25 protein-coding genes are annotated in these 23,748 nt (G+C 61.0%); 12 read left to right on the top strand and 13 right to left on the bottom strand.

The window, feature by feature from the left end:
• The first annotated feature begins 79 nt into the window (after positions 1-79).
• The gene (gene cysB, locus GQX66_RS09385) at positions 80-1,054 is read left to right on the top strand and encodes an HTH-type transcriptional regulator CysB (RefSeq protein ID WP_007955684.1); all 975 of its coding nucleotides are present in this window, start codon (positions 80-82) and stop codon (positions 1,052-1,054) included.
• A gap of 8 nt (positions 1,055-1,062) precedes the next feature.
• On the opposite strand, the gene GQX66_RS09380 is transcribed toward cysB, so the two are convergent.
• Positions 1,063-1,545, bottom strand: coding sequence for a GreA/GreB family elongation factor (locus GQX66_RS09380; RefSeq protein WP_074687988.1), 483 nt, complete (start codon positions 1,543-1,545; stop codon positions 1,063-1,065).
• A gap of 2 nt (positions 1,546-1,547) precedes the next feature.
• Positions 1,548-1,955 (bottom strand): hypothetical protein, encoded by a 408-nt coding sequence (locus GQX66_RS09375; protein ID WP_240868441.1) that lies wholly within the window; start codon positions 1,953-1,955, stop codon positions 1,548-1,550.
• A gap of 124 nt (positions 1,956-2,079) precedes the next feature.
• On the opposite strand from GQX66_RS09375, the gene earP reads away from it, so the two are divergent.
• Together earP and GQX66_RS09365 are read left to right on the top strand one after the other, a co-directional pair.
• The gene (gene earP, locus GQX66_RS09370; protein ID WP_240868438.1) at positions 2,080-3,222 is read left to right on the top strand and encodes an elongation factor P maturation arginine rhamnosyltransferase EarP; all 1,143 of its coding nucleotides are present in this window, start codon (positions 2,080-2,082) and stop codon (positions 3,220-3,222) included.
• Between the two features lie 48 nt (positions 3,223-3,270).
• A complete protein-coding gene (locus GQX66_RS09365; protein WP_007955690.1) occupies positions 3,271-3,840 on the top strand; it encodes an elongation factor P in 570 nt (189 codons plus the stop codon).
• A gap of 65 nt (positions 3,841-3,905) precedes the next feature.
• Here GQX66_RS09365 and GQX66_RS09360 read toward each other — a convergent pair whose 3' ends face one another.
• The 4 genes from GQX66_RS09360 to GQX66_RS09345 form a co-directional block, all read right to left on the bottom strand.
• Positions 3,906-4,919 carry an alpha/beta hydrolase gene (locus GQX66_RS09360; protein WP_085647565.1) on the bottom strand — a complete coding sequence of 338 codons (1,014 nt, stop codon included), beginning with the start codon at positions 4,917-4,919 and terminating at the stop codon, positions 3,906-3,908.
• A gap of 33 nt (positions 4,920-4,952) precedes the next feature.
• Positions 4,953-5,372 (bottom strand): organic hydroperoxide resistance protein, encoded by a 420-nt coding sequence (locus tag GQX66_RS09355; protein WP_034155242.1) that lies wholly within the window; start codon positions 5,370-5,372, stop codon positions 4,953-4,955.
• Between the two features lie 273 nt (positions 5,373-5,645).
• Positions 5,646-6,110 carry a MarR family transcriptional regulator gene (locus GQX66_RS09350; protein ID WP_085744972.1) on the bottom strand — a complete coding sequence of 155 codons (465 nt, stop codon included), beginning with the start codon at positions 6,108-6,110 and terminating at the stop codon, positions 5,646-5,648.
• Between the two features lie 83 nt (positions 6,111-6,193).
• Positions 6,194-7,150, bottom strand: a complete 957-nt coding sequence (locus tag GQX66_RS09345) for a LysR family transcriptional regulator (protein WP_011335300.1) — start codon at positions 7,148-7,150, stop codon at positions 6,194-6,196.
• Between the two features lie 112 nt (positions 7,151-7,262).
• On the opposite strand from GQX66_RS09345, the gene GQX66_RS09340 reads away from it, so the two are divergent.
• Positions 7,263-8,012, top strand: coding sequence for a sulfite exporter TauE/SafE family protein (locus GQX66_RS09340; protein WP_102686458.1), 750 nt, complete (start codon positions 7,263-7,265; stop codon positions 8,010-8,012).
• Here GQX66_RS09340 and GQX66_RS09335 read toward each other — a convergent pair.
• Positions 8,002-8,856 (bottom strand): LysR substrate-binding domain-containing protein, encoded by an 855-nt coding sequence (locus GQX66_RS09335; protein WP_240868632.1) that lies wholly within the window; start codon positions 8,854-8,856, stop codon positions 8,002-8,004. The genes GQX66_RS09340 and GQX66_RS09335 overlap by 11 nt on opposite strands.
• A gap of 97 nt (positions 8,857-8,953) precedes the next feature.
• Between GQX66_RS09335 and GQX66_RS09330 the strand changes: the two genes are divergently transcribed.
• On the top strand, positions 8,954-9,169 hold the full coding sequence (locus GQX66_RS09330; protein ID WP_085744970.1) for a DUF1127 domain-containing protein: 216 nt from the start codon (positions 8,954-8,956) through the stop codon (positions 9,167-9,169).
• Positions 9,170-9,233: 64 nt separating this feature from the next.
• Positions 9,234-10,481: a winged helix-turn-helix domain-containing protein gene (locus tag GQX66_RS09325; RefSeq protein ID WP_240868426.1), complete on the top strand. Its 1,248-nt coding sequence runs from the start codon at positions 9,234-9,236 to the stop codon at positions 10,479-10,481.
• Here the strand turns inward: GQX66_RS09325 and GQX66_RS09320 are convergent.
• Complete coding sequence (locus tag GQX66_RS09320) at positions 10,478-11,824, bottom strand: 3-deoxy-7-phosphoheptulonate synthase class II (protein WP_240868415.1); 1,347 nt, start codon at positions 11,822-11,824, stop codon at positions 10,478-10,480. The two genes, GQX66_RS09325 and GQX66_RS09320, sit on opposite strands and share 4 nt — an antisense overlap.
• A gap of 150 nt (positions 11,825-11,974) precedes the next feature.
• Here GQX66_RS09320 and GQX66_RS09315 point away from each other — a divergent pair, with 150 nt between their 5' ends.
• Positions 11,975-12,730: a spermidine synthase gene (locus GQX66_RS09315; protein WP_134021195.1), complete on the top strand. Its 756-nt coding sequence runs from the start codon at positions 11,975-11,977 to the stop codon at positions 12,728-12,730.
• 3 nt (positions 12,731-12,733) lie between these two features.
• Here the strand turns inward: GQX66_RS09315 and GQX66_RS09310 are convergent, their stop codons facing one another.
• Positions 12,734-13,525, bottom strand: coding sequence for a crotonase/enoyl-CoA hydratase family protein (locus GQX66_RS09310; protein ID WP_102718498.1), 792 nt, complete (start codon positions 13,523-13,525; stop codon positions 12,734-12,736).
• A gap of 422 nt (positions 13,526-13,947) precedes the next feature.
• On the opposite strand from GQX66_RS09310, the gene GQX66_RS09305 reads away from it, so the two are divergent.
• A complete protein-coding gene (locus GQX66_RS09305) occupies positions 13,948-15,621 on the top strand; it encodes a DEAD/DEAH box helicase (protein ID WP_007955707.1) in 1,674 nt (557 codons plus the stop codon).
• A 77-nt stretch (positions 15,622-15,698) separates the two neighbouring features.
• Here GQX66_RS09305 and GQX66_RS09300 read toward each other — a convergent pair whose 3' ends face one another.
• Positions 15,699-16,466: a class III extradiol ring-cleavage dioxygenase gene (locus GQX66_RS09300; protein WP_085744966.1), complete on the bottom strand. Its 768-nt coding sequence runs from the start codon at positions 16,464-16,466 to the stop codon at positions 15,699-15,701.
• 102 nt (positions 16,467-16,568) lie between these two features.
• Here GQX66_RS09300 and GQX66_RS09295 point away from each other — a divergent pair, with 102 nt between their 5' ends.
• A complete protein-coding gene (locus GQX66_RS09295; protein ID WP_240868413.1) occupies positions 16,569-17,222 on the top strand; it encodes a thiopurine S-methyltransferase in 654 nt (217 codons plus the stop codon).
• 59 nt (positions 17,223-17,281) lie between these two features.
• Here GQX66_RS09295 and htpX read toward each other — a convergent pair whose 3' ends face one another.
• Both htpX and GQX66_RS09285 read right to left on the bottom strand, forming a co-directional pair.
• Positions 17,282-18,169, bottom strand: a complete 888-nt coding sequence (gene htpX, locus GQX66_RS09290) for a protease HtpX (RefSeq protein ID WP_007955710.1) — start codon at positions 18,167-18,169, stop codon at positions 17,282-17,284.
• Positions 18,170-18,472: 303 nt separating this feature from the next.
• The gene (locus tag GQX66_RS09285) at positions 18,473-19,684 is read right to left on the bottom strand and encodes a pyridoxal phosphate-dependent aminotransferase (protein ID WP_007955711.1); all 1,212 of its coding nucleotides are present in this window, start codon (positions 19,682-19,684) and stop codon (positions 18,473-18,475) included.
• A 225-nt stretch (positions 19,685-19,909) separates the two neighbouring features.
• On the opposite strand from GQX66_RS09285, the gene msrB reads away from it, so the two are divergent.
• The 3 genes from msrB (at position 19,910) to GQX66_RS09270 (ending at position 21,351) form a co-directional block, all read left to right on the top strand.
• Complete coding sequence (msrB, locus tag GQX66_RS09280; RefSeq protein WP_129972559.1) at positions 19,910-20,305, top strand: peptide-methionine (R)-S-oxide reductase MsrB; 396 nt, start codon at positions 19,910-19,912, stop codon at positions 20,303-20,305.
• 102 nt (positions 20,306-20,407) lie between these two features.
• Positions 20,408-20,893: a glutathione peroxidase gene (locus GQX66_RS09275; RefSeq protein WP_085607138.1), complete on the top strand. Its 486-nt coding sequence runs from the start codon at positions 20,408-20,410 to the stop codon at positions 20,891-20,893.
• Entirely contained in the window at positions 20,890-21,351 is a 462-nt protein-coding gene (locus GQX66_RS09270; RefSeq protein WP_085744964.1) for a MarR family transcriptional regulator, read from the top strand. Before GQX66_RS09275 ends, GQX66_RS09270 begins: the two co-directional genes overlap by 4 nt.
• On the opposite strand, the gene GQX66_RS09265 is transcribed toward GQX66_RS09270, so the two are convergent.
• Complete coding sequence (locus GQX66_RS09265) at positions 21,335-23,656, bottom strand: response regulator (protein WP_129972561.1); 2,322 nt, start codon at positions 23,654-23,656, stop codon at positions 21,335-21,337. The two genes, GQX66_RS09270 and GQX66_RS09265, sit on opposite strands and share 17 nt — an antisense overlap.
• Positions 23,657-23,748: the final 92 nt, after the last annotated feature.

Raw genomic sequence — 23,748 nt, 5'->3', positions numbered from 1 at the left:
AGATTTATTCTTCAAACCATTAATATAGTTATATACCGTCGCTGATGCCCGTGGCGTCTACCTGCTTTGAGGGATTCATATGAAGCTTCAACAATTGCGCTACATCTGGGAAGTGGCGCACCACGACCTCAACGTTTCCGCTACAGCCCAAAGCCTCTACACCTCGCAACCGGGCATCAGTAAACAGATCCGCCTGCTGGAAGACGAACTGGGCGTCGAAGTGTTCGCCCGCAGCGGCAAGCACCTGACCCGCGTCACCCCAGCCGGCGAGCGCATCATCACCACCGCCGGCGAGATTCTGCGCAAGGTCGAAAGCATCAAGCAGATCGCCCAGGAATTCTCCAACGAGAAGAAGGGCACCCTGTCGATCGCCACCACCCACACCCAGGCACGTTATGCGCTGCCGCCGGTGATCAGCAATTTCATCAAGCAATACCCGGACGTGGCGCTGCACATGCACCAGGGTTCGCCGATGCAGATCGCCGAGATGGCCGCTGACGGCACCGTCGATTTCGCCATCGCCACCGAAGCGCTGGAGCTGTTCGGCGATCTGGTGATGATGCCGTGCTACCGCTGGAACCGTTGCGTAGTTGTGCCTCAGGGCCACCCGCTGACCAAGTTGCCGAAGCTGACCCTCGAAGCGCTGGCCGAATACCCGATCGTGACTTACGTGTTCGGTTTCACCGGCCGTTCGAAACTCGACGAAGCCTTCAGCCATCGCGGCCTGACGCCGAAAGTGGTGTTCACCGCGGCCGACGCCGACGTGATCAAAACCTACGTGCGTCTGGGCCTGGGCGTTGGCATCGTGGCGAAAATGGCGGTCGACACCAAACTGGATAACGATCTGGTGGTGCTCGATGCCAGCGAACTGTTCGAGTCCAGCGTGACCAAGATCGGTTTCCGTCGCGGTACTTTCCTGCGCGGCTTCATGTGCGACTTCATCGAGAAGTTCGCGCCGCACCTGACCCGCGAAGTCATGGCCAAGGCCATTCAGTGCCACAACAAGCAGGAACTGGAAGAACTGTTCGAAGGCGTCGAACTGCCGGTTCACTAAGCCCCTGTCTACAGCACCTCGGTGACAGCAAACTGTTGCCGGGTGCCTGCCACCAGAATCTCTACCTCGTCACCCTCGAATTTGCCCAGCAGGCTTTTGCCCAGCGGCGAGCGCGGGGTGATGACGGTAATCGGCTGACCCACCACGTCGACCTTCAAACCTGCCGCATCCGGCGCCAGAAACAGCCATTGTTCACGACCCTTTTCGTCTTCCAGACCGAGCAGGGCGCCGATTTCAATCCCCCGCTGATCGTCATACGCGCGCAGCGTCAGGTTCTGGCACAGCGCCAGTGACTGACGAATTTCCTCGACCCGTTTCGCCTGGCCCGCCGCCAGGTACGACGCCTCAAGACCCAGGGTGTCGTACTTGTTTTCGGCGATGTTCTCTTCGTGGGTCGCGGTTTCGTAGGCGGTTTGCGCCGCGCGTTCGGCGATGTCGAGGTCGACGCGCAGCTTGTCGAGAATCAGTTGATGAACCGTCTGTTTATTCATGATCAATCGCAGAATTGCAGGACATTGGCGCGGCTCTTTTCGCTCGGGGCCGTCTGATCCTGTTGCAGCCAGAACTGGCATTTGGGGTTCGACAGATTACGTGTGCTGCCACGCGCCTGATCCAGGCGTGCCTGTTGTTCGTTCTTGCGCAGGTTTTCTTCGTACTGCTCGAACAACGGACTCTGCGGCGGAATATCCGGCACCGCTCGGACGGCGGGTGGATTGGCCAGTTGCTGTACGGCCTGGGCAACCGGCGCCAGTTGTTCATTGAAGAAAAAGCGTGAAGCGAGCCAGCAGCTCAGCGCAATGGCCAGGAAACCCAGCCACAGACCCAGGGCAATGCTGCCGGTCAATTGCAGCGCGCTAAGCTGAACAGGCAAGGGGCGACGCGGGTTGGGACGATAGGGCATGGTTGCCTCCTGGCGGATGAATGCGGGCGAGTGGCGATTGTCGCACGAAGATTAATTGCCGTCGGCTCTTCTGCATGGAGACATTTATGCGGACAATCGGCGCTTTTGCCAACGGGAGCCTTGAATGCCGCAACCGAAAACCCGCTGGGACATTTTTTGTACGGTCGTCGACAACTACGGCGACATCGGCGTGACCTGGCGTCTGGCCCGGCAACTGGTCAGCGAGCAGGCAATGACGGTGCGGCTGTGGGTCGATGACCTGCGCGCCTTCGAGCGCATTTGCCCCGAAATCGACATCGGCCTCGATCAGCAATGGCAGCAGGGCGTCGAAGTCCGGCACTGGCCGACCGAATGGCAGGAAGCGGAGGCGGCCGAGGTGGTGATCGCCGCGTTTGCCTGCCAGTTGCCGAGCTCCTACATGGACGCCATGGCCGCTCGGGAAAAACCGCCGTTGTGGATGAACCTCGACTATCTCAGCGCCGAAGACTGGGTGGTCGGTTGCCACGGACTGCCGTCGGTGAAGTACAAGTCGGTGCAGAAGTACTTTTTCTTTCCGGGATTCCAGCCGGGCACCGGCGGCCTGTTGCGTGAAAGCGGTTTGCTGGAGCGGCGTCAGCAGTTTCAGCAGGTCCCCGAGGCGCAGCGACAATTCCTGCAAGGTCTGGGGATCATTCCTGCGCCCGGTGCGCAACTGATTTCGCTGTTTGCCTACGAGAATGCGGGACTCGCCAGTTGGCTGGATGTGCTCGCCGCTGACTCGATGCCCACTCATCTGCTGGTGCCGGAAGGACGGATTCTCGGCGATGTCGCCCGTTGGCTCGGGTTCGAGTCGCTGGCGGTCGGGGCGAAGCATGTTCGTCAAGCGCTGACCGTGCAGGTGCTGCCGTTCGTCCGTCAGGATCAATACGATCAATTGCTCTGGTGCTGCGATTTCAACGCGGTGCGCGGCGAGGACTCGTTTGTCCGGGCGCAATGGGCGGGGCGGCCGATGTTGTGGCACATCTATCAGCAGGACGAAGACATCCATCTCGACAAGCTCGACGCCTTCCTTGCGCTCTACACAAAAGGTCTTTCGCCCGTTGCCGCCGAGGCGATGAACGGTCTCTGGCGTGCCTGGAGTGCCGGGCAGCCTATCGGCGACCACTGGCTTGAGGCCCGCAAACACTGGCCCGAACTGCAGGAAAATGCCCGCGCGTGGTGTCTGGAACAGGCCTTGCAGGCGGATCTTGCGACGGCGCTGGTACAGTTTTACCGAAATTGGATATGATACGCGGCCTAGATTTTTGTAAATCCCATCCAAATTCGGATATTCGCAATGAAAACTGGTAAAGAACTCAAACCCGGTACCGTGATCCGTATCGACAACGATCCTTGGCTGGTTCAGAAAGCTGAATTCACCAAATCGGGCCGTAACAGCGCGATCATGAAGACCAAGCTGAAGAACCTGCTGACCGGTTACAAGACCGAAACCGTTTACGGTGCGGACGACAAGCTGGACGACGTGATCCTGGATCGCAAAGAAGCGACCCTGTCCTTCATCAGCGGTGACTCCTACACGTTCATGGACACCACCGACTACACCATGTACGAGCTGAACGCCGAAGACATCGAAAGCGTTCTGCCATTCGTGGAAGAAGGCATGACCGACGTTTGCGAAGCCGTATTCTTCGAAGGCCGTCTGGTTTCCGTAGAGCTGCCGACCACCATCGTGCGTCAGGTTGACTACACCGAAGGTTCCGCTCGCGGCGACACTTCCGGCAAGGTGATGAAGCCTGCCAAACTGAAGAACGGTACCGAGCTGTCGGTTGCTGACTTCATCGAAATCGGCGACATGATCGAGATCGATACCCGCGAAGGCGGTTCCTACAAAGGCCGTGCCAAATAAGCACTGCTTTTTGCGGAAAGAAAAAGCCCGACCATTGAGTCGGGCTTTTTTGTGCCTGATGAAAATTACTTCTTCAGGTGCTGTTTCAGCTCTTCCGAGGCCTGCAGCATCGCCGAACGCACCGCCGGCACCTGGCTGACCACGTTGAGCAAACCGTAGTCGTGGATCATGCCGTTGTAGCGCACCGAGGTCACCGGCACGCCGGCTTCGTCGAGTTTGCGGGCGTAGGCTTCACCTTCGTCACGCAGCACGTCAGCCCCCGCAGTCTGCACCAGCGCGGGCGGCAGACCTTTCAATTGCGCGGTGGTTGCCCGCAGCGGCGAGGCGTAGATCTCGTTCCGCTGGTTGGCGTCGGTGGTGTAGTTGTCCCAGAACCACTTCATCATGTTGCGAGTGAGGAAGTGCCCCTCGGCGTACTGGTTATACGAACCGGTGTCGAAATTGGCATCGGTCACCGGCCACAGCAGCACCTGGAATTTGATCGCCGGGGTGCCTTTGTCTTTGGCCATCAGGGCGACGACCGCCGCCATGTTGCCGCCGACGCTGTTGCCCGCCACCGCCAGACGCTTGCCGTCGACGTTGATCTCTTTGCCGTGTTCGGCCACCCATTTGGTCGCGGCGTAAGCCTGGTTGATCGCCACCGGGTAATGCGCTTCCGGCGAAGGGGTGTAGTTGACGAACACCGCCGCCGCACCCGAGCCGACCACCAGATCCCGCACCAGACGCTCGTGGGTCGGGAAATCCCCCAGCACCCAGCCACCGCCGTGGAAGAACATGAACACCGGCAGCTCGCCCTTGACCCCGGCCGGCCGGACGATGGTCAGGCTCAACGGTTGGCCATCGACCTGGATGGTCTTCTCGCTGACGTCCGCTTTGGGCAGCGTCAGTTTGACCCCGGACTGCGCGCCCGTCAGCACGGCGCGGGCATCCTTGGGCGTCATCTGTTCCATCGGTTTGCCGGTGCCGGCATTCAGCACATCGAGAAACGCCTGGGTGTTGTGTTCAACTTCCCCGGCAAATGCGCTGTGGATGGACAGGGCGAGAAGGGTACCGGTCAAGACTTTGCTGAAAGTGTTCATGTTCATTTCCTGTACGGGCCTGAGTGTCAGTGATTACACGGTGACGTGCAGACGCACATCAACGTTGCCGCGAGTGGCGTTGGAGTACGGGCAGACCTGGTGGGCAGCGTCGACCAGGCTTTGTGCGTCTGCCTGTTCCAGGCCCGGCAGGCTGATGTGCAGGTCGATGTCCAGGCCGAAACCGCCAGGAATCTGGCCGATGCCGACGTGAGCGGTGATCGAGGCGTCGTCCGGAATTTTGCGTTTGGTCTGGCTGGCGACGAATTTCAGGGCACCGATGAAGCAGGCCGAGTAGCCGGCGGCGAACAGTTGCTCAGGGTTGGTAGCTGCGCCGCCGGCACCGCCGAGTTCTTTCGGGGTGGCGAGTTTGACGTCGAGGATGTTGTCGCTGGAGATCGCACGACCGTCACGGCCGCCAGTGGAGGTTGCGATTGCGGTGTAGAGAGTTTGCATAGTGTGAGCCTCATTGAGTGTGGTTCGTTGCGCTAATTGTTTGCACGCTAACTAGGTGCGAAGTAAATGTACTTCGCTAATATTTAGCGCGCAAGATAAATTTTTTGAAGAACGCGCGAATGGTCACTTGGATCGGGTAGGGTAGTGATCCCAAGCTTTTGATATAGAAGGTTTTTTTAGTGTGAAACGAGAGGAAAAAAATTTTCGGGGATCAGCGGGGAAGGTGCGATTAGCCTGCAGGCGCAAGGCTGCGCCCACAGGAAAGGGGGAGTTTTAAGCGAGACTGTCCTGCAAATGACCACGCAAGGCCTGCAACTCGGCTTGCAGATTTTGCAGACGTTCCAGGGTGAAGCCGCTGGCCCCCAGAATGCACTGCGGAACGGTTCGGGCCTTGTCTTTCAAGGCGTGTCCCTGGGCAGTCAGTTCAACGATCACCACGCGCTCATCTTCCCGGCTGCGGGTTCGGCTGAGCAAGCCTTCACCTTCCAGACGTTTGAGCAGCGGGGTCAGCGAACCCGGATCGGTCAGCAGGCGCGTGCTGATTTCTCCGACGGTTAAACCATCCTTCTCCCACAGCACCATCATCGCCAGGTATTGCGGATACGTCAGGCCAAGCGCTTGCAGCAGCGGCTTGTAGACCTTGGTCATCATCAGCGAAGTGGAATGCAGGGCGAAGCAGGCCTGATTGTCGAGCAGCAGCTCTTCGCAGTGATCGGAGGTGTCGCGGTCGGTGGTCATGTCAGTGCCTTGAACGGTGATGCAGTTGAATCTAGCGTTCGAATCTTTAATGCGCCAGACAATTGTGCCCGGTGGCGAATCGGTCAGTGCCGGCCCAGTTCCCGCTGCAGGGCCAGATCCCACGGCGGCACGGGGCTGAACCGGGTCTTGAGGTATTCCAGCAGCAAGCGACTGCGGGAGCTGGCCTGTTGCTCCAGCCGCAGCGCGTAGATGCCGGTGCTCTCCGGTTTTGGCAGGCCGTTTTCACAGAACAGCGGCAGCAACTCGCCGCGCAGCAGGTATTCGCTGGCCAGCCAGGTCGGCAGATGCGCGATCCCGAGTCCCGCGAGCGCACCGCAAACCAGCGCCTCGGCGTTGTTGGCGCTCATGCGCACCCGCGCCGGACGATGCAATTGCATCTGCCCGTCCTGTTCGAAGCGCCAGGCGAAGGGCGGGGCAAGACCGTCCCAATCCAGACCGTCATGTTCACTCAATTGCGCTGGCTCGCTCGGCACGCCTCGGCGCTTGAGATAATCGGGGCTGGCGCAGGCGATGCGCACCATGCTCGCCAACGGTGTGGCGACCAGCCGGGTGTCGGCCATCTGCCCGGCGCGCAATACCAGATCGACCTTGCCCAGGTTCGAACCGTCCATGTCCACGAAGCTGTCGATCAGATGCAGCTGCACGTCGAGCCCCGGATACAGCACCAGAAAATCGGCAATCACTGGCGCCAGATGCCGGCGCCCGAATGCCGCCGGCGCATCCACCCGAATCAGACCCTCCGGCGCGCTGCTCAGGGACACCGCTTCCGCCCGGGCCAGTTGCAGCTCGGCAACGATCCGTCGCGCCCGTTCGGCAAACGCCAGACCCGCCGGCGTGGCGCGCACCGCGTGAGTGCTGCGGATGAACAACTGGCTGCCGACAGCGCTTTCCAGACTGTCGATACGCCGGGCAACGGCGGACGGCGTCAGCGGATGTCGGCGTGAGGCGGCGGAGAAACTGCCACTTTCCAGCACATCGAGAAACAGCCCGAGTTGTTCGGTCAATTGATTGGGATTCATGAATCAGTTCAGTGCCTATGCGGATTTGGCACAGCCATTGTGCGTTGCTGTGCGTTTCCGTGCCAGCGTCGACTGCGTAGGATGAGTCGCCTGACGTTTGAGGAATTCTGCTGTGATCGAGTTTTTGCTGTACCTGTTGTTTGGCGCCGCCCTCGGCACGCTGGGTGGGATCTTCGGCATCGGTGGTGGCTTGATCGCCATTCCGCTGCTGGGCGTGTGGTTCGGGCTCGATCAGCAGATCGCCCAAGGCACGGCGCTGGTGATGGTGGTGCCGAACGTGATGCTGGCGCTGTGGCGTTATCATCAGCGCAATCGCATTGAGCTCCGGCATGCAATGCCGTTGGCGGTGATGGGATTCTGTTTCGCGTGGATCGGCTCGATCTGGGCCGTGGGCATCGACGCGCAAACCATGCGCATCGGCTTTGTCGCGTTCCTCGTGGCGTTGTCGGCCTACAACCTGGTGCGCATGTTTGGCGCGCGTCCGGCAGCGACTTCCGAGATGCGTTATTCATGGCCGTGGCTGGGCGTGCTCGGCGCGGCGTCGGGCACCATGGGCGGCTTGTTCGGTGTCGGTGGGGCGGTGGTGGCGACGCCGGTGCTGACCAGCCTGTTCGGCACCACTCAGGTGGTTGCCCAAGGCCTGTCGCTGGCGCTGGCGTTGCCGAGCACCGGCGTCACGCTGGTGACGTACGCGGTGCACCACGAAGTGGACTGGATGATCGGCCTGCCGCTGGCCATTGGCGGTCTGGCCAGCATCAGCTGGGGCGTGAAAGTGGCCCACGCGATGCCGGAAAAACTCCTGCGCGGGCTGTTCTGCGGGTTCCTGGTGCTGTGCGCGGTGATGCTCGCCTTTAAAGTTTGAAGCCTTCGACGATGTGCTCGGCCAGGCATTCGGTGATCGGCGAGGGATTGTTGAGGTTGCGGATCAGCATGATGCTGGCCTCGGGCAACAGCGGCAGATCTTCGGCGGCGCCGAGAATGCGCAGATCCGGGGTGATCAGGCTTTCCAGTTGCGCGGTGATCGCCAGACCCGCGCTCACCACTGCCATCAACGCCGACAGGCTGGTGCTGTTGTAGGCAATCCGGTACTCGCGGCCCATCGCGTCCAGCGCGTTACAGGCCCACAGGCGGCAAAAGCAATCACTATTGAACATCGCCAGCGGCAACGGCGTCTGTTCGTGGGCGCTGAAATTCTGCGCCTCGGCCCAGACGAAGCGCTCCTTGCGCAGCAACTGGCCAATCTCGTTGCCCGGCTCGCGGGTGACGATCGAAAGATCCAGATCCGTGCGCTGCAGCAATTGTTTGGTCGACTCGCAATGCACTTCGATCTGGATCAACGGATAGAACTGGGCGAAGCGCGACAGGATCCCCGGCAGAAACCGCATCACGTAATCGTCCGGCGTACCGATCCGCACCGTGCCGACCATGTGCGGCTCGCGCAGGGTGTTGAAAACTTCACTGTGCAATTTCAGGATGCGCCGCGCGTAGCCGAGCAACACCTGGCCTTCGGCGGTGAGGCGCACCTGACGCCCGTCGCGCTCGAACAACTGGCGCTGCAACACGTCCTCTTCCAGACGCTTCATCTGCATGCTCACCGCCGATTGGGTGCGGTTGACCATTTCGCCGGCACGGGTAAAACCGCCCTGATCGGCAATCGCGACAAAGGTGCGCAGGATATCGGTATCGATACTGGGATATGCCGACAATTGATGAATCTCCGTGATGCATGCCATCAGAAACATTCGTTGGATTGATCGTAGCGCCGGCGCGAGACTTGAGCCATCCCTAAAGGAGGGCAACACGATGAAAGGTCAAAAAGTCTATGTGAGCGATGACAGAGTGCCGGTCCATCTGATTACCGATTTGCTGCACAAGTTTAGTCGCTGGTACGAACTTCACCGCGAACGCGAGTTGCTTGCCAGTCTGAGCGACGAAGCGTTGAAGGACATCGGGGTCAGCCGTGCCGATGTCGAACATGAGTCGGTGCGGCCGTTCTGGGATGATCCGATGCATAAATGATGAGGCCATTGCTACACAAACCACTTTCAGGTGAGGTAGGTTGCGAGCAGACATGGAGGAACACATGCCCGCGACATTGTCCTTTTCCCTTAAACAGGCTCGACGTCTGGCACTGGCTGCCCAAGGGTTTCACGGGCGCCAGCCGCCGGCTGTCAAGGCGATGCACGTCAACCGGCTGATCGAACGCCTCGGCCTGTTGCAGATCGACTCCGTCAATGCCGTGGTGCGCTCGCACTACCTGCCGCTGTTCTCCCGTCTTGGTTCCTACTCTGCTGACTTGCTCGACCAGGCTGCCTGGAGTTCGGGGCGTCGTCGTTCGCTGTTCGAATACTGGGGCCATGAGGCGTCGTTGCTGCCGCTGTCGATGTACCCGCTGATGGGCTGGCGCATGCAGCGGGCCAGACGTGGTGAAGACATCTATCAGCAACTGGCGCGGTTCGGTCGCGAGCAGCTGGACACCATTCGCCGGGTGCTGGCGTCGGTCGAAGAGCAGGGCGCACTGGGCGCCGGCAGCCTGTCGACCCGCAAGGAAAAGGCCGGGCCATGGTGGGACTGGAGCGCGGAAAAGCACGCCTTGGAATGGCTGTTTGCCGCTGGCGAAGTCACCGTCGCCGGACGTCGTGGTTTCGAGCGTTTGTATGACTTGCCCGAGCGGGTGATTCCGGCTTCCGTGCTGCAACAGCCATTGCCCGATGAAGCCGAGGCGCAGCGCGGTTTGCTGCTGCACGCAGCGCAGGCGCTGGGTGTCGGCACGGAAAAAGACCTGCGTGATTACTTCCGCCTGAATCCCTCTGATGCCTGCCCTCGTCTGGCCGAACTGGTCGAAGACGGGCAACTGCTGACCTGCGAAGTCGCCGGTTGGCGCCAGATTGCTTATTGTCTGCCCGAGCCGAAAATCCCGCGCAAGGTCGAGGCCAGTGCATTGCTGTCGCCGTTCGACTCACTGATCTGGGAGCGCAGCCGGACCGAGCGGCTGTTCGATTTTCGCTATCGGCTGGAGATCTACACGCCGCAGGACAAGCGGGTCTACGGCTATTACGTGCTGCCGTTCCTGCACAATGAACGGATTGCCGCGCGGGTCGATCTGCGTGCTGAACGGGCGGCGGGGCGGTTGGCAGTGCATGCGGTGCACGAGGAAGAAACCGGACTGGATGACGCGGGGATGCTGGCGCTGGCGCTGAATTTGCGGCGCATGGCGGACTGGTTGGGGCTTGAGCATGTGCAGCTCAATTGTCAGCGGGAAAGTGCGGGGCGATTGCGGGTGGCGTTGGCTCAAGTCGAAAACGACCGAGCCAACGTCATCGCGATTTAGCGTTTGACCTGTTTCAGCGTCTCGGCAATCAAGAACGCCAGTTCCAGCGACTGATCGGCATTCATCCGTGGGTCGCAGTGAGTGTGATAGCGATCCGACAAGCCATCTTCAGTGATTGGCCGCGCGCCACCGATGCACTCGGTAACGTTCTGCCCGGTCATTTCGATGTGGATACCGCCGGCGTAGCTGCCCTCCGCTTCGTGAACCTGGAAGAACTGCTTCACCTCGCCAAGAATCTGCGCGAAGTCGCGGGTCTTGTAGCCGCTGCTGGCCTTGATGGTGTTGCCGTGCATCGGGTCGGAACTCCACAGCACCTGCTTGCCTTCGCGCTGCACCGCGCGGATCAGCGCCGGCAGGTGATCGCCGACTTTGTTCGCGCCCATCCGTGCGATCAGGTTGAGGCGGCCCGGATCGTTGTCCGGGTTGAGCACGTCGATCAGGCGGATCAGGTCGTCGGGGTTCATGCTCGGGCTGACTTTCACCCCGATCGGGTTGTTCACCCCGCGCAGGAATTCGACGTGGGCGCCGTCGAGCTGACGGGTGCGGTCGCCGATCCACAGCATGTGCGCCGAGCAATCGTAGTAATCGTTGGTCAGGCTGTCGCGGCGCACGAAGGCTTCTTCGTAGTTCAGCAGCAGCGCTTCGTGGGCGGTGAAGAAACTGGTTTCGCGCAGTTGCGGCGAGCTGTCCATGCCGCAGGCGCGCATGAACGCCAGGGTTTCATCGATACGGTCGGCGAGGTGGCTGTATTTTTCGGCCAGCGCCGAGTTGGCGATGAAATCGAGGTTCCACTTGTGCACCTGATGCAGGTCGGCAAAACCGCCCTGGGCGAAAGCGCGCAGCAGGTTGAGGGTGGCGGTGGACTGGTGATAGGACTGCAGCAGACGCTCCGGATCCGGTACGCGGCTGGCCGAGTCGAAACCGATGCCGTTGACGATGTCACCCCTGTAGGCCGGCAAGGTCACGCCGTCGATGGTCTCGTCGTTGGCCGAGCGCGGCTTGGCGAACTGGCCGGCCATGCGCCCGACTTTGACCACCGGGCAGCCGGCAGCGAAGGTCATGACGATTGCCATCTGCAGCAACACTTTAAAGGTGTCGCGGATCTTCGCGGCGGAGAACTCGGCGAAGCTTTCCGCGCAGTCGCCGCCCTGCAGCAGGAACGCCCGGCCCTGGGTGACTTCGGCAAACTGACGACGCAGCTCGCGCGCTTCGCCGGCAAACACCAGCGGCGGGTAGCTGGCCAGCGTCTGCTCGACCTGGCGCAGATGCGCGGCGTCGGGGTATTGGGGTTGTTGCTGGATCGGCAGGGCGCGCCAGCTGTCAGGGCTCCAGGGTTGGCTCATCACGGTCTCTAAGGTTCTACGCACGGACGGCCATGTTAGCAGCAATTAGTGCGTGACCTGCTGCCGCCGCTTCGCCGACAATCGCCGCTTTGCCACGGCGCCAGAGCGGTGCCATCGCGTCACCGCGCCCGGTGACCACCAGGAGACGAAATGACTGAGGAGCGCGTCGAGCTGTTGCTCGCCGAGGTACAGGATGAGTTCGGCGTGATTCGCGTGCTGGAAGTGGCCGACTACCGCTTTCTGGAGTTCGGCGATGCGATCGAGCAAAGCTGCGTGTTTACCGCCGACCCGAGCTGGCTGGAGTACGACTACACCCGGGCGATGCTGATCGGCGCGCTGTGCCATCAGCAACCGGAGAGTGCGCTGTTCCTCGGGCTGGGCGCGGGGACGTTGACCCAGGCCTGCCTCAATTTCCTGCCGCTGGAAGATGTCGAAGCCATCGAGCTGCGCCCGGACGTACCGCGTCTGGCCATCGAATACCTCGGGCTGGATGACGATCCACGGCTGTACATCCGCGTCGGCGATGCCCTCGAACTGCTGCCGACGGCTGAGCCGGCGGATCTGATCTTCGTCGACCTGTACACCGATGTCGGCCCCGGCGCCGGGCACCTTGCGTGGAATTTCCTCGGTGACTGTCAGAAGCGTCTGAATCCTGGCGGCTGGCTGGTGATCAACCAATGGGCCACTGATGACGGCAAACCCTTGGGTGCGGCGCTGCTGCGCGGGCTCTATCACCGGCATTACTGGGAACTGCCGGTGAAGGAGGGCAACGTCATTCTGATCGTGCCGGCGGATCTTGATCAGGTGCTGGATATGCAGGCGCTGACCGCCCGGGCTGAAGCGCTGGCGCCGAAGCTGGGTTACTCGTTGCAGACGTTGATCAACTGCATCCGTCCGGCGACCTGATCTTCAAAGGCCTTTGAAAACGCCAGGCCTGCGCTCTACCAGGGAGCGCACACCTTCCTTGGCGTCTTCAGTGGCCAGCAACTTCTTCACCAGTGGCGGCAAGCTTTTAGCCGCTGCGGTCTCGCCTTCATAGCGCGCCTGGCGTGCCGACATCAACGTTGCCTGTACGCCCAACGGCGCCTGTCGGGCGATTCGCTCGGCCAATTCGATGGCGCGTGGCAGCAAGTCTTCGCTGGCCATGACTTCCTGCACCAGACCCAGGCGCAACGCATCATGGGCATCAAACTCGTCGCCGGTCAGCAGCCAGCGCATCGCATTGCCCCAGCCGGCGACCTGATGAAAGCGTAACGTCGCGCCGCCGAACGGAAAGATCCCGCGCTGCACTTCCATCTGGGCGAACCGAGTGTTGCTCGCGCACAGGTTGATGTCGGCGGCGAGCATCAATTCGATGCCGATGGTCAGGCAATAACCCTGCGCCGCGACGATCACCGGTTTGCTGACCCGTGGCCCGACGAACACGCCCCATGGATCGCAACCACCGGGCGGCACCTGCCAGCCCTGGGCGAGGGCGGAACTGGCGTTGACCAGATCGAGGCCGGCGGTGAAATGCTCGCCATGCCCGAACACCACCGCCACCCGTGCGTCGCTGTCGGCCTCGAATTCACCGTAGGCCAGGGCCAGGTCGTTGAGCAGGTCGAGGTCGAAGGCATTGCGCTTGGCGGCGCGGTCCAGGCCGATCAAATGCACGTGACCGTGGCGCGCACGGCTCACGCGGCCGGGGCAGGGCTGATTCATGGGTGTTTCCTCGCAGGGGAAGAAAAGGTGCAGCGACCAGATGCCGCACGTCGGTGAATCGTTTAAGCGCCATCGCCCGCAGGGCCGGGGTCTTTGAAAAATAGACCTTTGCCCGATTATCCGCAAAACCCCGTTACACAGCGGTGACAACTGTATTTCGCCGATAAAAAAAGCTCCCTTTTTGGGCAAATTCCGGTATAGTGCGCGCCGGCCTTTAACCGGGCCGCGTTTAGGTAGCGCAATTCCCCGAAGTCAGCTTCGGCTGCACGTCCGCACTGCGGGCTCTTCCTTGACGATTCTTTTTCATTCATTCGTTTTCGCAAATCCCCGCCGACAAAGCTGCCAGGGCGACTCTTGAGTCTCAACACGGCATGTGCAGCTTTGGAGCATGGGTCTTTGCGGATGCACTTAGAGGCAGACCCATGACCCAGGAAATCGGCGGCTTCGCCGCTCTTGAACTTCATCCCAATATTGTCGCTGCAGTAGTCGCTACCGGCTATGAAGAGCCTTCGGCCATTCAGCAGCAGTCGATCCCGATCATCCTCGCCGGTCACGATATGATTGGTCAGGCGCAAACCGGTACCGGTAAAACCGCTGCCTTTGCCCTGCCTATCCTGCACCGCATCGATCCGTCCAAGCGCGAGCCGCAAGCTCTGATCCTGGCCCCAACTCGTGAGTTGGCGCTACAAGTTGCAACCGCTTTCGAAACCTACGCCAAGCAAATGCCGGGCGTGACTGTTGTGGCTGTCTACGGCGGCGCGCCGATGGGCCCACAATTGAAAGCAATCCGTAATGGCGCACAGATCGTTGTCGCCACTCCGGGCCGTCTGTGCGACCACCTGCGTCGCGACGAAAAAGTACTGCAGACCGTGAACCACCTGGTTCTCGACGAAGCAGACGAAATGCTCAAACTGGGCTTCATGGACGACCTCGAAGTCATCTTCAAGGCCATGCCGGAAACCCGTCAGACCGTATTGTTCTCGGCGACCCTGCCGCAATCGATCCGTGCCATCGCCGAGCGTCACCTGCGCGATCCAAAGCACGTGAAGATCCAGAGCAAGACCCAGACCGTTACCGCGATCGAACAGGCTCACCTGTTGGTTCACGCTGACCAGAAGACTTCTGCCGTTCTCAGCTTGCTGGAAGTGGAAGATTTCGACGCTCTGATCATGTTCGTGCGCACCAAGCAAGCGACCCTGGATCTGGCCAGCGCCCTCGACGCCAAAGGCTACAAAGCCGCCGCGTTGAACGGCGACATCGCCCAGAACCAGCGTGAGCGCGTCATCGACTCGCTGAAAGATGGCCGTCTGGACATCGTTGTAGCGACCGACGTTGCCGCCCGTGGTCTGGACGTTCCGCGCATCACCCACGTTTTCAACGTGGACATGCCGTACGATCCGGAATCCTACGTGCACCGTATCGGCCGTACCGGCCGTGCCGGTCGCGAAGGCCGCGCGCTGCTGCTGGTGACTCCGCGTGAGCGCCGCATGCTGCAAGTGATCGAGCGTGTGACCGGTCAGAAAGTTGCCGAAGTGCGTCTGCCGGACGCCCAGGCCGTTCTCGATGCCCGCATCAAGAAACTGACCAACAGCCTGTCGCCGCTGGTGGCTGACGCCGAATCGACTCACGGTGATCTGCTGGATCGCCTGACCGCCGACATCGGTTGCACCCCGCGTGCCCTGGCTGCCGCTCTGCTGCGCAAGGCCACCAATGGTCAGGCGCTGAACCTGGCAGCGATCGAGAAGGAACGTCCACTGGTGCCGAACAGCGCACCGCGTGGCGACCGTCCTGAGCGTTCCGGTGATCGTCCGGACCGTGGTGACCGCGAGCGTCGTGCTCCGATGCCACTGGGCGAAGGCCGTGCCCGTTGCCGTACCGCGCTGGGCGCGCGTGACGGTATCGCGGCGAAAAACCTGCTGGGCGCCATCCTCAACGAAGGTGGTCTGGCACGTGAAGCCATCGGTCGCATCCAGGTGCGTGACAGCTTCAGCCTCGTCGAGCTGCCGGAAGATGGTCTGGACAAGCTCCTGACCAAACTGAAGGACACTCGCGTTGCCGGCAAGCAGCTGAAACTGCGTCGCTACCGCGAAGATTGATCCGCCTCTGGGCTGATTGATCGAACATAAAAAATCCCCGACTGGTTCGGGGATTTTTTTTGCCTGCGATTTGGGCATCAGCCGAAGCGGTAGATGTCCATGCCCAGTGCGCCCATGGTGAAACCTTGATGGGCAATGCTGAAGTCGCCGCCAGCGCCGCGGGCAAAGTACAGCGGCAGCAGATGCTCGTCACTCGGATGGCTGCGCACGGCGTTCGGTGCCTGCTGGCGGTAATCGTGCAGGGCGGCTTCGTCGTTGGCGGCGAGCTTGTCGACAATCCAGTCGCGGAAATCCCGGGCCCATGGCTCGACGCTTTCCGGGCCGGCGTGCCAGTCCAGTTCCCGCAGGTTGTGGGTGATGCTGCCGGAGCCGATCAACAGAATGCCCTGTTCGCGCAGACTGGCCAGCGCTTGACCGACGCGGTTCTGCAACGCCGGGCCGCCACGGCTGGGCAGGGAAACCTGAACCACCGGGATGTCGGCTTGCGGGTACATCAGCGAGAGCGGCACCCACACGCCGTGATCGAACGGTCGTTGCGGGTCGAGACGCGCCGGCAGGTTGTTGGCGGTCAGCAGATCGGCAACCTCGCGGGCCATTTGCGGATTGCCCGGTGCCGGATACTGCACTTCATACAGCGCGCGGGGGAAACCGCCGAAGTCGTGCCAGGTTTCCGGTTGCGCATGGCTGCTGACCAGCAGCTCGTGGCTTTCCCAATGGGCGGAAACGATGACGATGGCTTTCGGGCGTGGCAGTTCGGCTGCCAGTCGCGCCAGGGCCGGACCGCTGGCACCGGGCTCCAGCGCCAGCATGGGCGAGCCGTGAGAGATAAACAGGCTGGGAAACATGGAAGGGTTCCTGAGCGTTAAGATGACCCATCTTCAGTCAGTTCATTGATCTAATTCCAATATAAGTTTTAACGTCTTTTTATCGAATTCTTAGGAGGATGCATGCAGCCGGAGTTTTGGCACAAGAAGTGGGAATCGAACCAGATCGGCTTTCACCAGCCTGAGGTGAACCCTTATTTGCAGCGGCACTGGCCTGATCTGGCCATCCCGTCGCAGGCGCGTGTGCTGGTGCCGTTGTGCGGTAAAAGCCTGGATCTGCTGTGGCTTGCCGGCCGTGGTCATCAGGTGCTCGGCGTCGAGCTGTCGGAAAAGGCCGTGGAAGACTTCTTTATTGAGCAGCAATTGCAGCCGCGGGTGAGCGAGCAGGGCGGTTTCAAGGTTTATCGCGCGGGCGCGATCGAGTTGTGGTGCGGGGATTTCTTCTCGCTGACGGCAGATGATGTTGCCGGTTGCACCGCACTGTATGACAGGGCGGCGGTGATCGCCTTGCCGCCCGCGATGCGCGAGCGTTATGCGGCGCACTTGCAGGGTCTTTTGCCGACATGCCGAGGGCTGTTGGTGACGCTGGATTATGACCAGTCGCAGATGCCCGGGCCGCCATTTTCCGTAGACGATGCCGAAGTGCAGCGTTTGCTGGGCAGTGTCTGGCGTGTCGAGATGCTGGAGGAGCAGGATGTGCTGGGTGAAAGCTGGAAGTTCGTGCAGGCCGGCGTAACTCGGCTGGAAGAGCGGGTCTACCGGATTTCCGGGGCGTAATCGACAGGCAAAAAAAGGCCCGCATCACTGCGGGCCTTTTCGTTGGTGCACCGGTTTGATCAGCCGCGACGACGCAGGGCGTCGATACGCTCTTCCAGCGGCGGGTGGCTCATGAACATGCGGGCGAACCCTTGCTTGATGCCACCGTTGATGCCAAAGGCGTTCAGGGTGTCCGGCATGTGCACCGGCAGGCCTTGTTCGGCGCGCAGGCGTTGCAAGGCGTTGATCATCGCGCCGGTACCGGCCAGGCGGGCACCTGCATCGTCGGCACGGAACTCGCGTTTACGCGAGAACCACATCACGATGGCGCTGGCCAGAATGCCCAGCACCAGTTCGGCGAAGATGGTCGCGATGTAGTAGGCCATGCCCTGGCCTTCTTCGTTCTTGAAGATCACTTTGTCGACGAAGTTGCCGATGATTCGCGCGAAGAACATCACGAAGGTGTTCACCACGCCCTGGATCAGCGCCAGGGTGACCATGTCGCCGTTGGCCACGTGACCGATCTCGTGGGCCAGCACGGCCCGCACTTCGTCTTCCTTGAATCGCTCGAGCAAGCCCTGGCTGACTGCGACCAGTGCGTCGTTCTTGTTCCAGCCGGTGGCGAAGGCGTTGGCTTCATAGGCCGGGAAAATCCCCACCTCGGGCATCTTGATCCCGGCTTCCCGGGACAGTTGCTCGACGGTTTGCAGCAGCCATTGCTCGTGGCGAGTGCGTGGCTGGGTGATGATCTGGGTACTGGTGCTCATCTTCGCCATCCACTTGGAGATGAACAGCGAGAACAGGGAACCGGCGAAACCAAAGACTGCACAGAAAACCAGCAGCTGACTGAGGTTGAGATCAACCCCGTTGGCCGCCATGAACCCGTTGAAGCCAAAAAGGCTCAGGGTGATGCTGGCTATCAGCACGACCGCCAGGTTAGTGGCCAAAAACAGCAGGATGCGCATCATGGTTGTAGAAATCTCCTCAAGCTAAAGATGTAGCGTACTGCGGGGTATATAAGGCGCGGCACCTGGCGATTCAACCGAGTGACTATTTCAAACTGTGTCCTACACCGGATTTGTCGGGCATGGGATATTTCCCACTGCTGAATCCGGTATGGATGACAGGCACACGGCACCCGGTCTCATTGCGTCAGGCACGCATGATTCGTATGAGTCGCAAGTGTAGAAGGTGCTGGAGGAGGGGCGGAGCAGAAGTGTTGCTGAATCAGACAGTGCGCAACGTTCGGGCCGTTGCGCACTGAGCGCCGGTTACTGGCGGTAGGACTTGAGGAAGTTGCCGATACGACCGATGGCCATGTCCAGGTCATCGACCCGTGGCAGCGTGACCACGCGGAAGTGGTCAGGCCACGGCCAGTTGAACGCCGTGCCTTGCACTACCAGCAGCTTCTCGGAGAGCAGCAGATCGAGCACGAATTTCTCGTCGTTGTGGATCGGGCAGACTTTCGGGTCGATCTTCGGGAACGCGTACAGCGCGCCCATCGGCTTCACGCAGCTGACGCCGGGAATGTCGTTGAGCAATTCCCAGGTACGGTTGCGCTGTTCCAGCAGGCGACCTTGCGGCAGCACCAGATCATTGATGCTCTGATAACCACCCAGGGCGGTCTGGATCGCATGCTGGCTCGGCACGTTGGCGCACAGACGCATGTTGGCCAGCATGTCGATGCCTTCGATGTAGCTGTGAGCGTTGTGTTTCGGCCCGGAAATGGCGATCCAGCCCGAGCGGAAACCCGCCACGCGATACGACTTGGACAGACCGTTGAAGGTCAGGCACAGCAGGTCCGGGGCCAGCGAAGCGGTGCAGATGTGCACGGCGTCGTCGTAAAGGATCTTGTCGTAGATCTCGTCGGAGAACACCACCAGGTTGTGCTGGCGGGCCAGCTCCAGCATGCCCAGCAGCACTTCCTTCGAATACACCGCGCCGGTCGGGTTGTTCGGGTTGATGATCACCATCGCCTTGGTGTTCGGGGTGATCTTGGCCTTGATGTCGGCCAGGTCCGGGAACCAGTCGGCGCCCTCGTCGCACAGGTAATGCACCGCGTTACCGCCGGCCAGGCTCACGGCTGCGGTCCACAGCGGGTAGTCCGGCGCCGGCACCAGCACTTCGTCGCCGTTGTTGAGCAGCGCCTGCAGCGACATCACGATCAGCTCGGACACGCCGTTACCCAGATAGATGTCTTCGATGCCGACACCTTCGACCTGCTTCTGCTGGTAGTACTGCATCACCGCCTTGCGCGCGCTGAACAGACCTTTGGAATCGCTGTAGCCCTGGGCGGTCGGCAGGTTGCGGATCACATCCTGGAGAATTTCGTCCGGCGCTTCGAAACCAAAGGGCGCCGGGTTGCCGATGTTCAGCTTGAGGATGCGATGGCCTTCCTCTTCCAGTCGTTTGGCGTGCTTGAGCACCGGGCCGCGAATGTCGTAGCAGACGTTGGCGAGCTTGTTCGATTTGCTGAACTGCATGGCGATGTGATCCCGAAAATGAACGATCCAGGCGGCGGGTGGACAACCGTGCTGGGAATCCTGCGTCTTCACACAGGCAAGTGTCTCGAGCGGCGGTTTCCAACAATCCGTTTGAATGCGCAGGAACCCGCTGCCAGACTGGCGTGTGACGAGGCGCAATCATACGTGCCGCCCGATCCGTGGAAAAGGTACAGATCGGGCTTTTTCAGCCGCTGAGGTGTGATGATGGAAAAGATTGAAAAGACCCTGGAAGAATGGCGGGCCATGCTCGACCCCGAGCAATACAACGTGTGCCGTCTCAGTGCTACCGAGCGACCGTTCTCCGGTAAATACAACGGCACGAAGACCGATGGCGTTTACCACTGCGTCTGCTGCAACGAGCCGTTGTTTGATTCCAAGACCAAATTCGATTCCGGTTGCGGCTGGCCAAGCTTCTACGCGCCGATCGGCGAGAGCGCCATGACCGAAATCCGTGACACCAGCCACGGCATGATCCGCACCGAAGTGAAATGCGCCAAGTGCGATGCGCACCTGGGCCACGTATTCCCTGACGGTCCGCCGCCGACCGGCCTGCGTTACTGCATCAACTCGGTGTGCCTGGACCTGGTGCCGCGCGAGTAACCGATAAGGGCGATCCACGGGTCGCCTTTCGAATAATTAAATTGCACACAATTCAATTGCTCGCTATTTTTGCCGTCTACCCATTTTTCAAGAGTGCGCACCATGAGCGATAACCTGCTGAACATTCCGTGCACCACCATCAAAGGCGAGCAAAAGACCCTCGCCGATTTCGCCGGCAAGGCAGTGCTGGTGGTCAATACCGCCAGCAAATGCGGTTTCACGCCGCAGTACAAAGGCCTTGAGGAACTGTGGCAGACCTACAAGGATCAGGGCCTGGTGGTGCTGGGCTTCCCGTGCAACCAGTTCGGCAAGCAGGAGCCGGGCAACGAGGGCGCCATCAGCGAGTTCTGCGAGCTGAACTACGGTGTCAGCTTCCCGCTGTTCAAGAAGATCGAAGTCAACGGTAACGGCGCGCATCCACTGTTCGTGCAGTTGAAGAAACGCGCGCCGGGCGTGCTGGGCTCCCAGGGCATCAAGTGGAATTTCACCAAGTTTCTGATCGGCAAGGACGGCCAGTTGGTCAAGCGCTTCGCCCCGGCCACCAAGCCGCAGGATCTGAGCCGCGAGATCGAAGCCCTGCTCAAATGAACAGCCTGTCCGCCGATTCGCTGAAGCTCGACAGTCAGCTGTGCTTCAAGTTGTATGCCGCATCGCGGGCGGTGATCCGTGCCTACAAGCCGATGCTCGATCAGCTCGGTCTGACCTACCCGCAATACCTGGCGATGCTGGTGTTGTGGGAGTGGCAGCAATCCGCGCCGGAGCAGCCGACGGTCAAGGCGCTGGGTGAACGTCTGGCACTGGATTCCGGCACGCTGACGCCGCTGCTCAAACGTCTGGAGCAACTGCAACTGGTCCAGCGTCAGCGCTCGGCCCGGGACGAACGCGAGGTTCATCTGAGCCTCACGCCGCAGGGGCAGGCGCTGCGTGAACAGGTCGGGCCGTTGAAGGCGCGACTGTTGTGCGACAGCGGGGTGGATCTGGACCGGCTCAATGACTTGCGCGACGGTCTCGATCACTTGCTGGGGCAGATCAAAGCACTGTCGTAGTCGGAATCCACTGGTCCAGCAGCGCTGCCAGTTCTTCCCGACGGAACGGCTTGGCCAGATAGTCGCTCATGCCCGCGGCCCGGCAACGTTCGCGCTCCTCGGACATGGCGTTGGCGGTCAGGGCGACAATCGGCAGATGCGGCCAGCGCCCGCTCTGACGGATCTGGCGACTGGCTTCGTAGCCGTCCATCACCGGCATGTTGCAGTCCATCAGCACCAGATCGAATTCGTCGTGTTCCAGCTGATCCAGCGCTTCCACGCCATGGGCGGCGACTACTACGTCGCAGCCGAGTTTGCCCAGCATGCCCTTGGCCACCAACTGGTTGACCGGGTTGTCCTCCACCAGCAGCACCCGACCGCGCCGCTGCGACGGCACGCTTTCGAGGCGTGCGCGGTCGATGGTGGTGAGGTCCGGCTGCAGCGTCCGGCGCAGATTCTGATACAGCGCGTTGCGAGCCAGCGGTCGCGCCTGCTGCTGCAACGGGGCGAGGGCGGCGGCTTCTTCACCCGGCATGAAACTGCCGTAGGCAGTCACCAGCAGAATCGGTGCCGTCATCGCCGGGCGCAGGCCGAACAGGCATTCCGGGCAGTCGGTGATGATGACGTCGGGGGACAGACCGAGCAGCGGGTCGTCGAGGGTTCGCTGCTCGTAGGTCAGTCCCCAGACCGGCAGCAGACTTTCCAGCAGTTCCGCCAGCCCGCTGACCGCGTTGGTGATCGCCAGCACCTTGCCGTGCAACGGTGGCGGAATCACCGCTCGAGTGTGGCAGGGCAGTGGCAGTTCGGCGCAGAACTGACTGCCGAAACCCACTTCGGAACTGATGGTCAGGCGCCCCTGCATGGCTTCGCACAGGTTGTAGGTCAGTGCCAGGCCCAACCCGGTGCCGCCGTACTGGCGAGTGATGCCGGCACCCGCCTGGGTGAACGGCTGGAAAATCTTCACCTGCGCTTCCTGGGCGATGCCGATACCGGTGTCGCAGACTTCGATCCGGACGCCGTCTTTCCAGGTGGACAAGCGCACATCGACCCGACCGAAGCGGGTGAATTTCAGGGCGTTGGACAACAGGTTGCTGACGATCTGCCTGACCCGGGTCGGATCGCCGAGCACCAGCGCCGGAAAGTACGGATCGATCAGGCAGGTCAGTTCGACACTCGGCGCCGCGTTCTGCGACAGCAGGTTGGCGGTGTCTTCGATCAGCGAGCCAAGATCGAATGGAATGTGTTCGAGCTCCAGTTGCCCGGCATCGAATTTCGACAGGTCGAGAATATCGTTGAGCAGCTCCACCAATACCTTGCCCGAGTCGTGGGCGATCGACAGTTGTTGCTGTTGTTCGGCGTTGAGCGGGCCGTCGAGCGACAGGGCGATCATCCCCAGCAGGCCGTTGAGCGGGGTGCGGATCTCGTGGCTCATGTTGGCGAGAAACGCCGAGCGTGCCTCGGCCATGTCCAGTGCCGTGCTGCGGGCCACTTCCAGTTCCTGGTTGGACTGGCTGAGCCGCGCGTTGATCGCCTTGAGCTCGGCGGTACGCGCCGACACGATGTCTTCGAGTTGCGCGAGGTAGTCGGTGAGGCGGTTTTCCGCATTGCGCCGCTGCTGGATTTCGGTGGCGATGTTTTCGAACTGCTGGTTGGCAACCTTGACCAGCACGCCGATCTCGTCGTTGGCGTGCCCGCCCGGACATTCCAGGGTCGTCGGCTCGGCGCTGCGCGGGTCGCGGCCGCTGAGTTCGCGGATCACCCGCACCAGCGGTTTGGTCAGCATCACGTAGAACAGCGCGAGCAGAATCCCGGTGAGAATCAGGCTGCGGGCAAACCCGTTGAGCAGCGTGACCTCGGCCCGGCGCAGGAAGCGGCTGCCGAACGCGTAGGTGTCGACTTCCAGTTTCAAGGTGCCGAGGGATTCGTTGGGCAGGTGATCGAGGTAGAGGCGGTCTTCGAACTGGCGTTTGGCGCCGAACAGGAAGTCGCTGATCATCCGGTAGCCGCTTTGCAGCTCCGGGCGTTTGACGTTGGCCAGCACCGTCTGATTGTTGTCGGTCAGTTGTGCGGAAATGATCGCCGGCGAGCGCAGCAGGCCCAGGGTCAGTTCCTGCGCCAGTTCGGCATCGATGTTATAGGCGATGCGCGAGGCCGGGTTGTGGCTGATTTCCAGCAAAGACAGGATTTCACGGTTGATGGACGCGTCTTCACTGGCATAATCGATGCCGATTTGCAGCAGGCTGAGCAGCGTGCCCAGAATGAACCCGACCAGCACGGTAAGCCGGGCCTGTTTGTACGACAGCCGGTGGGTGAATTTGATATCCATGGGGTGTTGAACCACTTCCGTTTCCCTTCGCTGCTCAAGCATAGTCGATCATGCATGGATTCCGGGGTTCCCGAAGCGCCTTGTAACAAGGG

Origin of the sequence: Pseudomonas sp. B707, from assembly GCF_022496685.1 — a bacterium.
Classification (GTDB): domain Bacteria; phylum Pseudomonadota; class Gammaproteobacteria; order Pseudomonadales; family Pseudomonadaceae; genus Aquipseudomonas; species Aquipseudomonas paraglycinae.
The sequence above is the reverse complement of the archived record's forward strand: the minus strand, read 5'-3'. Positions and strand labels throughout refer to the sequence as shown.

Bases quoted from the DNA above. Each gene is read 5' to 3' on its own strand.
- GQX66_RS09365 (WP_007955690.1), top strand. From the start codon at position 3,271: ATGAAAACTGGTAAAGAACTCAAACCCGGTACCGTGATCCGTATCGAC.
- GQX66_RS09300 (WP_085744966.1), bottom strand. From the start codon at position 16,466: ATGTTTCCCAGCCTGTTTATCTCTCACGGCTCGCCCATGCTGGCGCTG.
- GQX66_RS09305 (WP_007955707.1), top strand. From the start codon at position 13,948: ATGACCCAGGAAATCGGCGGCTTCGCCGCTCTTGAACTTCATCCCAAT.
- GQX66_RS09315 (WP_134021195.1), top strand. From the start codon at position 11,975: ATGACTGAGGAGCGCGTCGAGCTGTTGCTCGCCGAGGTACAGGATGAG.
- GQX66_RS09380 (WP_074687988.1), bottom strand. From the start codon at position 1,545: ATGAATAAACAGACGGTTCATCAACTGATTCTCGACAAGCTGCGCGTC.
- GQX66_RS09295 (WP_240868413.1), top strand. From the start codon at position 16,569: ATGCAGCCGGAGTTTTGGCACAAGAAGTGGGAATCGAACCAGATCGGC.
- GQX66_RS09345 (WP_011335300.1), bottom strand. From the start codon at position 7,150: ATGAATCCCAATCAATTGACCGAACAACTCGGGCTGTTTCTCGATGTG.
- GQX66_RS09355 (WP_034155242.1), bottom strand. From the start codon at position 5,372: ATGCAAACTCTCTACACCGCAATCGCAACCTCCACTGGCGGCCGTGAC.
- GQX66_RS09325 (WP_240868426.1), top strand. From the start codon at position 9,234: ATGCCCGCGACATTGTCCTTTTCCCTTAAACAGGCTCGACGTCTGGCA.
- GQX66_RS09330 (WP_085744970.1), top strand. From the start codon at position 8,954: ATGAAAGGTCAAAAAGTCTATGTGAGCGATGACAGAGTGCCGGTCCAT.
- earP (WP_240868438.1), top strand. From the start codon at position 2,080: ATGCCGCAACCGAAAACCCGCTGGGACATTTTTTGTACGGTCGTCGAC.
- GQX66_RS09360 (WP_085647565.1), bottom strand. From the start codon at position 4,919: ATGAACACTTTCAGCAAAGTCTTGACCGGTACCCTTCTCGCCCTGTCC.
- cysB (WP_007955684.1), top strand. From the start codon at position 80: ATGAAGCTTCAACAATTGCGCTACATCTGGGAAGTGGCGCACCACGAC.
- GQX66_RS09350 (WP_085744972.1), bottom strand. From the start codon at position 6,110: ATGACCACCGACCGCGACACCTCCGATCACTGCGAAGAGCTGCTGCTC.
- GQX66_RS09270 (WP_085744964.1), top strand. From the start codon at position 20,890: ATGAACAGCCTGTCCGCCGATTCGCTGAAGCTCGACAGTCAGCTGTGC.
- htpX (WP_007955710.1), bottom strand. From the start codon at position 18,169: ATGATGCGCATCCTGCTGTTTTTGGCCACTAACCTGGCGGTCGTGCTG.
- GQX66_RS09320 (WP_240868415.1), bottom strand. From the start codon at position 11,824: ATGAGCCAACCCTGGAGCCCTGACAGCTGGCGCGCCCTGCCGATCCAG.
- GQX66_RS09285 (WP_007955711.1), bottom strand. From the start codon at position 19,684: ATGCAGTTCAGCAAATCGAACAAGCTCGCCAACGTCTGCTACGACATT.
- GQX66_RS09265 (WP_129972561.1), bottom strand. From the start codon at position 23,656: ATGGATATCAAATTCACCCACCGGCTGTCGTACAAACAGGCCCGGCTT.
- GQX66_RS09310 (WP_102718498.1), bottom strand. From the start codon at position 13,525: ATGAATCAGCCCTGCCCCGGCCGCGTGAGCCGTGCGCGCCACGGTCAC.
- GQX66_RS09275 (WP_085607138.1), top strand. From the start codon at position 20,408: ATGAGCGATAACCTGCTGAACATTCCGTGCACCACCATCAAAGGCGAG.
- msrB (WP_129972559.1), top strand. From the start codon at position 19,910: ATGGAAAAGATTGAAAAGACCCTGGAAGAATGGCGGGCCATGCTCGAC.
- GQX66_RS09375 (WP_240868441.1), bottom strand. From the start codon at position 1,955: ATGCCCTATCGTCCCAACCCGCGTCGCCCCTTGCCTGTTCAGCTTAGC.